The organism is Streptomyces sp. CNT360, assembly GCF_000424785.1.
In genome coordinates, this window is record NZ_AUKO01000026.1 from 37,475 (window position 1) to 49,496 (window position 12,022).

11 protein-coding genes are annotated in these 12,022 nt (G+C 72.2%); 4 read left to right on the forward strand and 7 right to left on the reverse strand.

All coding sequences use genetic code 11. From position 1 onward, the window contains the following. Position 1: 1 nt before the first annotated feature. Positions 2-1,504: a CoA-acylating methylmalonate-semialdehyde dehydrogenase gene (locus H297_RS0119870; protein WP_037794820.1), complete on the reverse strand. Its 1,503-nt coding sequence runs from the start codon at positions 1,502-1,504 to the stop codon at positions 2-4. A 125-nt stretch (positions 1,505-1,629) separates the two neighbouring features. Between H297_RS0119870 and H297_RS0119875 the strand changes: the two genes are divergently transcribed. Further along, positions 1,630-3,357 carry a PucR family transcriptional regulator gene (locus tag H297_RS0119875; RefSeq protein WP_027738491.1) on the forward strand — a complete coding sequence of 576 codons (1,728 nt, stop codon included), beginning with the start codon at positions 1,630-1,632 and terminating at the stop codon, positions 3,355-3,357. Between the two features lie 120 nt (positions 3,358-3,477). Here H297_RS0119875 and H297_RS37385 read toward each other — a convergent pair whose 3' ends face one another. The 4 genes from H297_RS37385 to H297_RS0119895 all read right to left on the reverse strand — a co-directional run bounded on the left by H297_RS37385 (position 3,478) and on the right by H297_RS0119895 (position 8,613). After that, complete coding sequence (locus tag H297_RS37385) at positions 3,478-4,890, reverse strand: MFS transporter (RefSeq protein ID WP_051352015.1); 1,413 nt, start codon at positions 4,888-4,890, stop codon at positions 3,478-3,480. Positions 4,891-5,021: 131 nt separating this feature from the next. After that, complete coding sequence (locus H297_RS0119885) at positions 5,022-5,642, reverse strand: L-threonylcarbamoyladenylate synthase (protein WP_027738492.1); 621 nt, start codon at positions 5,640-5,642, stop codon at positions 5,022-5,024. 73 nt (positions 5,643-5,715) lie between these two features. Further along, on the reverse strand, positions 5,716-6,504 hold the full coding sequence (locus H297_RS0119890; protein WP_027738493.1) for an SAM-dependent methyltransferase: 789 nt from the start codon (positions 6,502-6,504) through the stop codon (positions 5,716-5,718). 150 nt (positions 6,505-6,654) lie between these two features. Then, positions 6,655-8,613: an aconitate hydratase gene (locus tag H297_RS0119895; protein ID WP_027738494.1), complete on the reverse strand. Its 1,959-nt coding sequence runs from the start codon at positions 8,611-8,613 to the stop codon at positions 6,655-6,657. 305 nt (positions 8,614-8,918) lie between these two features. Between H297_RS0119895 and H297_RS0119900 the strand changes: the two genes are divergently transcribed. The 3 genes from H297_RS0119900 (at position 8,919) to H297_RS43770 (ending at position 10,198) form a co-directional block, all read left to right on the forward strand. Further along, positions 8,919-9,452: a hypothetical protein gene (locus H297_RS0119900; protein WP_027738495.1), complete on the forward strand. Its 534-nt coding sequence runs from the start codon at positions 8,919-8,921 to the stop codon at positions 9,450-9,452. Further along, entirely contained in the window at positions 9,439-9,756 is a 318-nt protein-coding gene (locus H297_RS0119905) for a winged helix-turn-helix domain-containing protein (protein ID WP_027738496.1), read from the forward strand. The genes H297_RS0119900 and H297_RS0119905 overlap by 14 nt, the downstream gene beginning before the upstream one ends. A 220-nt stretch (positions 9,757-9,976) precedes the next feature. Beyond that, positions 9,977-10,198 carry a hypothetical protein gene (locus H297_RS43770; protein WP_027738497.1) on the forward strand — a complete coding sequence of 74 codons (222 nt, stop codon included), beginning with the start codon at positions 9,977-9,979 and terminating at the stop codon, positions 10,196-10,198. A 399-nt stretch (positions 10,199-10,597) separates the two neighbouring features. Here the strand turns inward: H297_RS43770 and H297_RS0119920 are convergent, their stop codons facing one another. Continuing rightward, the gene (locus H297_RS0119920) at positions 10,598-11,056 is read right to left on the reverse strand and encodes a hypothetical protein (protein WP_027738498.1); all 459 of its coding nucleotides are present in this window, start codon (positions 11,054-11,056) and stop codon (positions 10,598-10,600) included. A gap of 154 nt (positions 11,057-11,210) precedes the next feature. Then, the gene (locus H297_RS0119925; RefSeq protein ID WP_027738499.1) at positions 11,211-11,936 is read right to left on the reverse strand and encodes an aspartate/glutamate racemase family protein; all 726 of its coding nucleotides are present in this window, start codon (positions 11,934-11,936) and stop codon (positions 11,211-11,213) included. Between the last annotated feature and the right edge of the window lie 86 nt (positions 11,937-12,022).

Here is a 12,022-nt window from a genome sequence, read left to right on the forward strand (position 1 = left end):
GTCAGACGTTCTGCGGGAACCCGAGGTCGATGCCGCCGTGGCTGGGGTCGAGCCAGCGCGAGGTGACGACCTTGCCGCGGGTGTAGAAGTGCACGCCCTCCGCGCCGTGCGCGTGGGTGTCGCCGAACAGGGAGCTCTTCCAGCCGCCGAAGGAGTAGTAGGCCATCGGCACCGGTACCGGCACGTTGATGCCCACCATGCCGACCTCGACCTCGTTCTGGAACCGCCGGGCCGCGCCGCCGTCGTTGGTGAAGATGGCGGTGCCGTTGCCGTACGGGTTGGCGTTGACCAGCTCCAGTGCCTCCTCGTACGTCTCGACGCGCAGCACGGACAGCACAGGGCCGAAGATCTCGTCGGTGTAGACGGACATGTGCGGGGTCACGTGGTCCAGGAGGGTCGGGCCGAGCCAGAAGCCGTCCCGACCGCCGTCGGGCTTGGCCTCCCGGCCGTCCACGACCAGCGTCGCGCCCTGCTCGGCGCCGGCCGCCACGTAGGAGGTCACCTTGTCGCGGTGCGCGCCGGTCACCAGCGGGCCCATGTCGCAGCCGCGCCGCCCGTCGCCGGTCCGCAGCCCCTCGGCACGTGCCGCGATCCGCGCCACCAGCTCGTCCGCGACGGCGCCGACGGCGACCAGGGCGCTGACGGCCATGCACCGTTCACCGGCCGAGCCGAACCCCGCGTTGACCGCGGCGTCGGCCGCGACGTCCAGGTCGGCGTCGGGGAGGACCACCATGTGGTTCTTCGCACCGCCCAGCGCCTGCGCGCGCTTGCCCGCAGCGGTGGCGCGCTCGTAAACGTACCGCGCGATCGGCGTGGACCCGACGAAGGAGACCGCTTTGACGTCCCGGTGGTCGCAGAGCGCGTCCACGGCGCCCTTGTCCCCGTGGACGACGTTGAAGACGCCGTCGGGCAGGCCCGCCTCGGCCCACAGCGCGGCCAGCCAGTTGGCGGCGGAGGGGTCCTTCTCGGACGGCTTGAGGACGACCGTGTTGCCGGTCGCGACGGCGACGGGGAAGAACCACATCGGCACCATCGCCGGGAAGTTGAACGGGCTGATGACCGCGACCGGACCCAGCGGCTGGCGGATCGAGGCCACGTCCACCTTGGTGGAGGCGTTCTCCGTCATCCCGCCCTTCATCAGGTGCGCGATGCCGCAGGCGAACTCCACGACCTCCAGGCCGCGCGTGACCTCGCCCAGCGCGTCGCCGAGCACCTTTCCGTGCTCCGCGGTGATGATCCCGGCCAGCTCCTGCTTGCGGGCGTTGAGCAGCTCCCGGAAGGCGAAGAGCACCTGGGTGCGCCTGGCCAGCGAGGTGTCGCGCCAGGCCGGGAACGCGGCCCGTGCCGCGGCCACCGCCGTGTCGACGTCCGCGGCACCGGCCAGGGCGACCCTTCGTGTCACCTCGCCGGTCGCCGGGTCGAAGACCTCGCCCGCACGGGATCCGGCGGGCAGCAGTTCCTCGCCGTTCACCCAGTGCGGAACCGTCGTCACGCTCGCGCTCATCCAGGACCTCCCAGCCGAGCGGCCGGGGACTCTCCTCGGGCCGCACTGGCCACTGTGCGGCCTCGGCGAGCCCCCGCTGCCCGACACAGTGCAAGGGAATACGGCTGCTCTTTTACACTGTGACAATGCCGCTCTCCGTTCGCGACGTCCTCGCCCTGGAGCCGCTGCGGGCCGGAGCGCCGCAGGTCGTCGCCGGTGCGGACGGGCTCGACGAGCCGGTGCGCTGGGTCCATGTCAGCCAGCTCACCGACCTGACGGGGCTGCTGCGCGGGGGTGAGCTGGTCCTCACCACCGCCGAGGCCCTCGCCGGAGCCCAGGACGGGTCGGCACAGGCCGCCTACGTGACGCGGCTGAAGGCCGCGGGTGCGGCGGGCGTGGTGATCGAGGCGGCCGGCGACGGCGGACCGGGTGGTCCGGGCAGCGGGAGCGGCCCCGCGGTCACGGGCCCGATGGCAGCGTTGGCGCGGGCCGCCGACGGGCTCCGGTTCCCCGTGGTCCTGCTGGCCGGAACGGTGCGGTTCGTGGACGTCACGGAGGCTGTGCACAGCCAGATCGTCAACGAGCACTACGAGGAGCTGAAGTTCGCCCAGCGCGCCCATGAGGCCTTCACGACGCTGAGCCTCGAACACGCCTCGCTGCAGACCATCGTCGGCCGTGCCGCCGCCCTCGCGGGCACGGCCGTCGTCTTCGAGGACGTCGCGCACCGGGTCCTCGCCTCCACGCCCGGGCCCGGCCAGTCCACCGTCGAGCTGCTGACCGGCTGGGAGCGGCGGTCCCGGCTGGCACCGGAGCTGGACCGTACCGGCGTCAGCGGCGACGAGGGCTGGCTGCACACACCGGTCGACGTGCACCAGCGCGGGTGGGGGCGGCTGGTGATGCCGCACGCCGCCGGGAGAGCCCACGAGCCGGCGCCGCGCGTGCGGATGGTCCTCGAACGCGCCGCCCAGGCGCTGTCGCTGCGCCTGATGGCCGAGCAGGACCAGGCCGACGTCGAACGCCGGGCCCAGGGCGGTCTCCTCAACGATCTGATGGAGGGCCGCGTGCCCGCCGAGGCCGAGGCGCTGGCCCGCGCCGAGGCGGTGGGGCTGCGCCCGGGCGCCCGCTACCTCCCGCTCGCGCTCCGCTTCCCGCACCCGGCCGGCGCCGACCCCCTCGACGTGCAGCGCCGCGACCGCCGCCACCTGGAGGCCGTCACCCGCGCCGGCAGGTCCGCCGGGCTCTCCGCCCTGGTCACCGCGAACCACACGGGGGAGGTGCTCGTGCTGCTCTCGTGTGCGGGCCCCACCCAGGAGGACCGGCTGCTGGAACGCTTCACACGCGCCCTCGACCAGCAGCTTCCCGCCCCGACGGCAGAGCCCGGCCCCGAGCGGCCGAGCGGTCACAGGTGGCGGCACCGGCGCCTCGGCGTGGGGCACGGGGCCGCCTCCCTGGTGGCTGCCGCACGCAATCTGCCGGAGGCGGCCCACATCGCGGAGGTCGCCGCCGGGATGGACGGCACCGAGCGGCCTTACCACCGCAGCGCGGACCTGCGCCTGCGCGGGCTGCTGTCCCTGCTGCGGGACAACCGGCACGTCCAGGCGTTCGCGGAAGCGGAGCTCTACCGGATGCTGGAGGACGAGGCGCGCAACGGCCCTGCCCTGCTCGACCTCCTGCGCGACTACCTCGCCGTGAACGGAAACAAGAACGCCCTGGCCCGTCGTACGCGGCTGAGCCGGCCGACGCTCTACAACCGTCTCGCCGCGATCGAACGCCTGCTGGGCGTCGGCCTGGAGGACCCGGAGTCGCGCGCCTGCCTGCACGTCGCCCTGCTCGTACGCGACCTGGCCGCCGTCCCGCAGCGGCGGCAGACCTGACGCGAGGCCGCCCGTCCGGCGCGGCTCCACCCGCCCCGTGCACCCGACGGAAGGGACCCGGCGGCAGTGGGCACCTGCCGACCGGGACGCTACGCCGGTGCCTGCGACCGCCTCTGCGGGTCAGGGCGTGGCGGAGCGCTTGGAGGGCAGGCGCGGGACGACGGCTTCCCTGACCCACCACGCGCCGCCGGCGTCCGCGTCACGGTGTCCAGTACGGGTGAGTTTCGCCCCGTTGGTCTCGGGTGCCCACATCAATGCGGTGACGCCGCCGATCAGGGAGACCACCCCCATGAAGAACATGGACCACCCCAGTCCCAGATGGGTCAGGGACAGCGGCAGCAGAAACGTGCCGATGGCGGCGCCCACGCGGCTGGCGGAGGAGGCGAGCCCGACTCCGGAGGTCCGGATCGAGGTGGGGAAGACCTCTTCCGGATAGATGCCGGGGAGGATGCTCATGATCCCGTACGAGTAGAGGTAGCCGAAGAAGCAGACGGTGCCCAGCCAGATCGGCAGCAGGCCGCCCAGGCTGACCAGGAACAGCGCGAGGGCGCAGCCGAACATCGGCCATACGAGGATGGTGCGGCGGCCCACCCGGTCGACCAGCCACCAGCCGGTCGTCGCCCCGAGCAGCGCGATCACCGTGCCGAGCAGGGCGCCGGCCAGGGCGCTGTCCCCGAGCCCGATCGCCGTCAGGACCGTGGGCTGGAAGAAGGTCAGCGCGAAGTACGGCAGGACGATGCAGATCCAGAACGTGCAGGTGAACACGGTGCGGCGCAGGTAGGCCGGGGAGAACAGGTCGCGGTAGCGCGTGGCGGTGGTCTCCTCGGCGTGGAAGTCGTCGAGATCCGCCGTGGAGCCGAGCTCCTGTTCGATGATGGCCGTCGCCTCGGCGCGCCGTCCCTTGGACATCAGCCAGCGCGGAGACTCGGGCAGACCATGCCGGGCGAGCAGGCACAGCACGGCGGGTACGGCGCTCGCGGCCAGCGTGATGTGCCAGGCGGCGGGCCAGGTGGTGTTGATGACGTAGCCGACGAGGTAGGCCACGACGTAGCCGACGTTCCACAGGATTTCGAGGATGCCGAGGTAGTTGCCCCGCCGGGCGCTGGGGGCGAACTCGGCCAGCAGCGGGGAGCCGATCGAGTAGTCGGCGCCGACGGCCAGGCCCATCACCAGCCCCAGGACGAAGACGTGCCAGGCCGAGGTGACGAAGAACATCAGCAGCGAACAGGCGAGGAAGACCGACAGGTCGATGGTGAACATCGGCCGCCGTCCCAGCTTGTCGGTGACGTAGCCGAGGAACAGTCCGCCGAAGAACGTGCCCACGAGCGTGGAGGCGGAGATCAGCGCGCTCCAGGTGGTGGTGACCCCGATGTCGCGGGACATCGCGCTGCCCGCGAGGGCGGCGGCCACCGAGGCGAAGACGAAGCCGTCGATGAACATGCCGCCGCCGGTGGCGAGGGTGAGGCGGCGCAGGAAGCGCCGGGTCCGGGGGTTCGGCTCGCCGGTCGGCGGCCGGTCGATGGCTGTCGGCATGAGAGTCCCTCCTGGGTAGGTGCTGCGGGCACCTACCCAGGAGGAGGCGTGCTATCGGCGTGGTGTGGGTCACTTCCCGGGGACGCCGGGCCGCGGCGGGGCTGCCGCGGGCCACGCCGGAACGGGCGATGTCACAGAAAGCGCGTGATGTCGCCTGCCCCCTCGCGGACGACCTCGGGCTCGTCGCCGGAGAAGTCCACGACCGTGGTCGGTTCGGTGCCGCAGTCGCCCGAGTCGACCACGGCGTCCAGCACGTGGTCGAGCTCTTCCTTGATCTCCCAGCCCTGGGTCATCGGCTCCTCCTCGTCGGGCAGCAGGAGCGTGCTGGACAGCAGGGGCTCGCCGAGCTCGGCGAGCAGCGCCTGCGCGGCCACGTGGTCGGGGATGCGCACACCGACCGTCTTCTTCTTCGGATGCAGCAGCTTGCGGGGTACCTCCTTCGTTGCGGGGAGGATGAAGGTGTAGCGGCCGGGCGTGGCCGCCTTGACCGCGCGGAACACGTCGTTGTCGATGTGTACGAACTGTCCGAGCTGCGCGAAGTTCTCGCACACCAGGGTGAAGTGGTGCCGCTCGTCGAGCCGCCGGATGGAGCGGATGCGGGACATGCCGTCGCGGCTGCCCAACTGGCACCCCAGGGCGAAACAGGAGTCCGTCGGATACGCGATGAGGGCGCCCGCGCGGACGCTGTCGGCCACGGTGCGGATGGTGCGCGGCTGGGGGTTGTCGGGATGGACGTCGAAGTACTTCGCCATCTGCCCGAGCCTATGCGCCGACGTGCCCCGGTGACTGCCGGGGCCGCCGGCCGGCGTCGGAAACGGCCGGTCGTCAGCGTTTCACGGCCACCCCGGCCCACACCCCCGACTCGGCGGCGGAGACCGTCCCGGGGAGCTGGTGCACCGGACCGAGCTCCAGATCCATCCGCCAGTCGCAGGTCGCCACGATCCCCGGCTCCACCAGGTCGAGGCCGTCGAAGAACCGGGCCGTCTCCTCCCGGGTACGGAACTGCGTGGGGGTGACGGCCTGACGGTAGTGCTCGGCCAGCGCGGCCATCCGCCCGTCGTCCAGATCGAGGGCGCCCTGGGAGAGGATCAGCACGCTGCCCGGCACCAGCGGGTCCAGCAGCTCGCGGACGAGTTCGTAGGGCTTGTCCTCGTCGGGGATGAAGTGGAGCAGCGCGACCACCGAGAGCGAGACCGGGGCGCTGAAGTCGAGGAACGTGTGGGCGTGTTCCAGGATCCGCTGCGGATCGCGGATGTCGGCCTCGATGTAGTCGGTCACCCCCTCCGGGGTACTGCTCATCAACGCACGGGCGTGGGTGAGGACGATGGGATCGTTGTCGGAGTAGACGACACGGGCGTCGGGCGCCACTGCCTGGACCACCTGGTGCAGGTTCGGCGCGGTGGGGATGCCGGTGCCGATGTCGAGGAACTGGCGGATGCCCAACTCGTCCACGGTGTACAGCGCGGCGCGGTGCATGAACTCGCGGTTCTGCCGGGCGGCGACCATCGCGTGCGGGTTCTTGTTCAGCGCCGGGATCGCCGCCTCCCGGTCGACGGAATAGTGCGTCTTACCGCCGAGGAAGTAGTCGTACAGGCGCGCCGTGTGCGGCTTCATGCCCGGCTTCGGTGCTTGCTGGTCCGCCCCGCTCACCGTGAACCCCTCTCTGATGACAGCCAGTTCGCACTATCATCGATCAGGACGCCGCCGAACGGGCAGATATCGCAGGGTTGCTTTCCGTTTGTGTGCCAGGAGCACACGAGTCGGTCACGCGGCCGCCAACGCGGGGATGATGCCGCCCGCGAGCACGATGCCGCGTTGCCTGCCCGAGAGGTGGTGGCGTACCGCGTACTCCTCGTCGCGCGTCTCGTTGCGCAGGCGCAGCACGGGCTCCGCGTCGGGGGCGAGCGCGGCGTGCAGGCCCTCCAGGCGCAGCGTGTCGCCCTCCCTGACGCGTGCGTAGTCGCCGCCGTTCTCGAACTCCAGTGGCAGTACGCCGAAGTTGACGAGGTTCTGCCAGTGGATGCGGGCGAACGAGCGCACCACCACGGCACGCAGCCCCAGGTAGCGGGGTGTGATCGCGGCGTGTTCGCGGGAGGAGCCCTGGCCGTAGTTCTCACCGCCGACCACGAAGTAGTGGCCGTCGTGCTCCTGGGCCCGGCGCGGGTGCTCGGCGTCGAGGCGCGTGAACGTGAACTCGGCGAGCTTGGGGATGTTCGACCGGTAGGGCAGCGCCTTCGCTCCGGCCGGGGAGATCTCGTCGGTGGACACGTTGTCGCCGGCCTTGAGCAGCACCGGGGCGGTCAATGTGTCGGGGAGCGGATCGAGTTCGGGCAGCGCGGAGATGTTGGGCCCACGCTCCAGTTCCACGTCCTGCGCCTCGTCCCGGGACGGCGGGGCCTCCAGCATGCCGGGGTTGACGGAGGCTTCGTCGGGGAGCGCGAGCGCGGGCGGAGCGGCGCCGTTGGTGTCCGCCCAGTCACGCGGGTCGGTGATGACGCCGGTGAGGGCGGAGGCGGCGGCCGTCTCCGGGGAGCACAGCCACACGGAGTCCTCCTCGGTGCCGGAGCGGCCGGGGAAGTTGCGGGGCATGGTGCGCAGCGAGTTGCGCCCCGCGGCGGGCGCCTGGCCCATGCCGATGCAGCCGAGGCAGCCGCTCTGGTGCAGTCGTGCGCCGGCGGCGATCAGGTCGAAGGTGGCGCCGGAGCGGGTGAGGTCCTGAAGAATCTCGCGGGAGGTGGGGTTGATGTCGAGACTGACGCCGTCCGCGGTGCGCCGGTCCTTGACCATGGCCGCGGCGACGGCGAAGTCCCGCAGCCCGGGGTTGGCGGAGGAACCGATGACGCACTGTGCGACCGGCTCGCCCGCCACCTCGCGCGCGGGTACGACGTCACCGGGGGAGGAGGGCCGGGCGATCAGCGGCTCCAGGGCCGAGAGGTCGATCTCCTCGTCGAGGTCGTAGGCGGCGTCCGGCTCCGCCGTGATCCGGGCGAAGTCCTCCTCGCGGCCCTCGGCGCGCAGGAAGTCGCGGACGGCGTCGTCGGACGGGAAGACGGTGGTCGTCGCGCCGAGCTCGGCGCCCATGTTGGCGATGACGTGCCGGTCCATGGCGGTCAGCGACTCCAGGCCGGGGCCGTGGTACTCGATGATCCGGTTGACGCCGCCCTTGACCCCGTGCCGCCGCAGCATCTCCAGGATGACGTCCTTGGCGCTCACCCACGGCGGCAGCTGGCCGGTCAGCCGTACGCCCCAGATCTGCGGCATCCGCAGGTACAGCGGCCGGCCCGCGATCGCGAGCGCCACCTCCAGGCCGCCGACCCCGACGGCGAGCATGCCCAGCGAGCCTGCCGCGCAGGTGTGGGAGTCGGAGCCGGCCAGCGTCTTGCCGGGGAGGCCGAAGCGCTGCATGTGGGTGGGGTGCGAGACCCCGTTGCCGGGCTTGGAGTACCAGAGGCCGAAGCGGTGGGCGGCGGAGCGCAGGAAGGCGTGGTCCTCGGCGTTGCGTTCGTCCGCCTGGAGGATGTTGTGGTCCACGTACTGCACGCTGACCTCGGTGCGGGCCCGGTCCGGTCCCAGCGCCTCCAACTCCTGCATGACCAGGGTGCCGGTCGCATCCTGCGTCAGCGTCTGGTCGACCCGCAGGCCGATCTCCCGGCCGGCCTCGGCCTTCCCCTCGACGAGGTGGGTGTCGATCAGGCGCTGTGCGACGGTGCCGTGTGCCGGCATGGCCCCCTCCTTTGCTCCGGGGTGCGGCTGCTCTGCCGCGGTGTGTGCGTGCCGTCACCGGGGCGCCCGGCGGCGGGCCGGCGCCGGGTACCCCGCGAAACCCGTGCGCACGCGCCCGGTAACGGCTGAGGGGGAGGCGCGAGGCCGGCCGTGTGCGGAGTCGGCCCCTCCATCGTCCGCTGCGTCCGAAGCGGCGGCAACGCGGAGCGGGCTTGACGAGTGCAGCCGCAGGAAACTAGTTTCCTACCAGGAAACAACGTTCCTGTGGGACGTTCAGTCCTGTGAGACGCACAGTGGAGGGTTCCATGCCGGCCTCATCGCACGACCTCTCGCCCGACGAAGCAGCCCGCGCGCTGCAGCAGATGGAACAGCACCGCGGTGCCGCGGTACGCGACAGCGGCACCCACTCCCGATGGGTGGACGTGGTGGCCGCGTTCGTCGTCTTCGCCCTGTTCGCCGCCCCCGACTTCCTGGGTAGCGCGGCGCTCACCTGGACCTCGTGGGGGTATGCCGTCCTGGCGGTGGGGTACGTCGCCCTGCTGCGCACCCGGCGTGGATCCGCGCTGCTGGGTCAGCGGGCCCGGCTGGACAAGCGGCAGATCTCGCCGCGCTACCGGCGGGGCGTCCGACTGGTCGCGCTCGCCGTCATGCTGGCCTCCGTCCTGGCGATCCTCCTCGGCCCCGACGTCTCCGTGCACGTGCCCTATCTGCGCACGGCGGTGGGCGCCCTGCTGGCTGCCGTGCTGATCGCCTTCGGCCGGCCGTTGCAGCAGGCGCTGCTGGCGCGGGCCGTACGCGGCGGCGGCCTCGCGGGGAGCACGCCCGGTGCCGCACGCTGACTTCGATCCCGTCCTTCTCGACCCCACTCGACTGGCAGTCGTCTCGCTCCTCGCGGGCGTCGAATGGGCCGAGTTCGGGTGGGTGCGTGAGTCCGCGGGGGTCTCCGCCTCCGCCCTCTCCAAACAGATCGCCACGCTGGAGGCGCGGGGCTACGTCGCGGTGGAGAAGGGGTACGTCGGCAAACGCCCCCGTACCTGGGTGAGCCTGAGCCCTTCGGGGCGCACGGCCCTGGAGGAGCACGCCGCCGCACTGCAACGCGTCGCCGAAGCCTCCCGTCAGGTCACGGAGCGCTCGCAAGGCTGACGGCGAGCCACCCACGTATCCGGACCCTGCCGTCGAACATCCGGCTCTCCTCCCCGGGCGGCCGCATCACCGTGGGCGACTCTCCCGCCGAACTGCTCGGGGTGGCGGCGAAGTTGCTCACCGCGAGCGGCACGCACGGCCCGGGGCAGGTACGGCGTCGGCGAGCTTCCGCACCTCGGACGCGACGGTGTCCCAGGCGTGCTGGGGCAGTTCGTGGCCGATGCCGCGGCAGGCCGCCAAGGTCCTGGGCACCGGCCAGGCGTCCCTGTACCGCTACGTGTCGGGCCGCGACGACCTGCTCGACCTGATGCCGGACGCGGCGACGGGAGAGGTCGACCTGACGGTGCCGCTCACCGGCGATCCCGTCCGTGACCTGGTCGCCCTGAGCCGCACCGAAGAGGTCCACCTGCGCCACGCGTGGCTGCCCGGGATCCCGCCGTAACCGCTGCGGCTGGGCCCCAACGGGCTGGACCACCTGGAGCACGCCTTGCGGACGATGGAGCCGATGCCGCTGTCGGGACCGAGCAGGATGGAGGTCGTCGCGCTCGTGAACACCCTGGTCGCCGCCTTCGCCCGCCTGGAGGTGCGGACGGCACCTCGCCCACGGGACGCCAGTCGGCCCAGGCGGCCTGCCTGGTCGAGGCGACGACCGGGCGAGGAGACCACTCCAGGGTGGCGGCCGCGCTGGCCGAGCAAGCCGCAGGCGGGACCGCACCGCATCCGGCGGAGCACCCGCAGGCTCTGTTCGCGCGCATGACGCACCGGGTGCTCACGGGCCTGCTCGTCCCGCAGCCGGGATGACGCCCGTCGGGCCGACCACGGAGCGAGCAGTGCGGCGGCGTCAGGAGCGGCGGTCCCGCGCCCGGCGCAGGTGGACCTCGTCTCCTCTGTAGAGCGTCGCGGCGAGCGAGGCCCCGCCGGTGAGCTGCAGTTGGATCCCGGTGTCGGCCAGGGCCGCGGTGAGCCGCTGAGGGAGGGTGCGACGCTGCACCAGCGTCAGCTCGGCGGGGTCGAGGGTGAGCGCCAGCAGCACGGTGCGCGGTCCGCGCCCGGCCCCCGTCGACCGCACCCCCAGCCAGCGGTTCAGCCCGGCCCGCCGCAGGGCGGCCCGGGCGTGGTCGCGCAGTTCGGTGCAGGACAGGTACTCCATGATGACCGGCGGACTGTAGGTGCCTGCCGCGATCCGTGCGATCTCCTGAGCGGCGACGCCGTTGCTGCGGTCGGTGCGCATGGCCTCGAACAGGTCGGCGCGGACCCGCAGGTACTCCTCGACCGCCTGACGTGTGTGCAGGTGGGTCATGGCCTCCGCCTCCGAGCGTTGGTCTTTGTCCGTCTTCTCCGGACGACGGCCGGGCCCTCTCCGGACGACTGCCGTGCTCGGCCCGGCCGGAGGCTTCTCTCCGGCCGGGCGTCTCCTCTCCGGCGGGCGCGCGGGCCGTGTCGCCGAGGCCGCGTCAGGCCACCCCCGGGGGCCAGTTGACGATCCTCTTGGGCCGGGGCGCGGCGTAGGTGCGCGCCTTGGAGGTGGACAGGCCGAGCCCGACAAGGGATTCAGCGATCTTCACCGCGGCAGTCACTCCGTCCACGACCGGTACCCCCGTCCGTTCGACGACCCGCTCGGCCAGCCCGGCCATGCCGCCGCAGCCCAGGCAGATCACCTCCGCCCGGTCGTCCTCCACCGCGCGGGCGGCCTGCTCGGCGATGGCGTCCACGGCGGCCTTCTCGTCCTCCTCCAGATCGAGCACGGCCAGGCCGCTGGCGCGTACCGAGGCGCACCGGGCGCTCAGCCCTGCCACGAGGAGGCGCTCCTCGATCAGCGGGACCGTGCGGTCGAGGCTGGTGACGACGGAGTAGGTCCGGCCGAGGAACTGGGCGGTGGTGGCGGCCGCTTCGGTGATGTCGACCACGGGCACGTCGAGCAGTTCCTGCAAGCCCTCGCGGCCGTGTTCTCCGTAGCCGGCCTGGATCACCGCGTCGAACGGTTCCGCATAGGCGCGGACGGTCTCCATCACCGCCACGGCGGCCAGGTAGCTCTCGTAGTTGCCCTCGACGGACTCCGCGCCGAAGCCGGGGGTCAGCGGGACGATCTCGGTACCCGGTGAGGCGGCGCCGGCCGCCTCCCGGCCGATGGAGTCGGTGAGGGACCGCGTGGTGTTGACGTTCACGACGAGGATGCGCATGGTCCGGCCTTCTGCTGCTGGTTCGCGGCGGTCTGTTGCTGGTGCGGCTGCTGGTTCGATGGCTTCGGCCGACCGGTTCGACGGGT

Bases quoted from the DNA above. Each gene is read 5' to 3' on its own strand.
- H297_RS0119870 (WP_037794820.1), bottom strand. From the start codon at position 1,504: ATGAGCGCGAGCGTGACGACGGTTCCGCACTGGGTGAACGGCGAGGAA.
- H297_RS0119925 (WP_027738499.1), bottom strand. From the start codon at position 11,936: ATGCGCATCCTCGTCGTGAACGTCAACACCACGCGGTCCCTCACCGAC.
- H297_RS43770 (WP_027738497.1), top strand. From the start codon at position 9,977: ATGCCGCGGCAGGCCGCCAAGGTCCTGGGCACCGGCCAGGCGTCCCTG.
- H297_RS37385 (WP_051352015.1), bottom strand. From the start codon at position 4,890: ATGCCGACAGCCATCGACCGGCCGCCGACCGGCGAGCCGAACCCCCGG.
- H297_RS0119900 (WP_027738495.1), top strand. From the start codon at position 8,919: ATGCCGGCCTCATCGCACGACCTCTCGCCCGACGAAGCAGCCCGCGCG.
- H297_RS0119875 (WP_027738491.1), top strand. From the start codon at position 1,630: ATGCCGCTCTCCGTTCGCGACGTCCTCGCCCTGGAGCCGCTGCGGGCC.
- H297_RS0119920 (WP_027738498.1), bottom strand. From the start codon at position 11,056: ATGACCCACCTGCACACACGTCAGGCGGTCGAGGAGTACCTGCGGGTC.
- H297_RS0119885 (WP_027738492.1), bottom strand. From the start codon at position 5,642: ATGGCGAAGTACTTCGACGTCCATCCCGACAACCCCCAGCCGCGCACC.
- H297_RS0119895 (WP_027738494.1), bottom strand. From the start codon at position 8,613: ATGCCGGCACACGGCACCGTCGCACAGCGCCTGATCGACACCCACCTC.
- H297_RS0119890 (WP_027738493.1), bottom strand. From the start codon at position 6,504: ATGAAGCCGCACACGGCGCGCCTGTACGACTACTTCCTCGGCGGTAAG.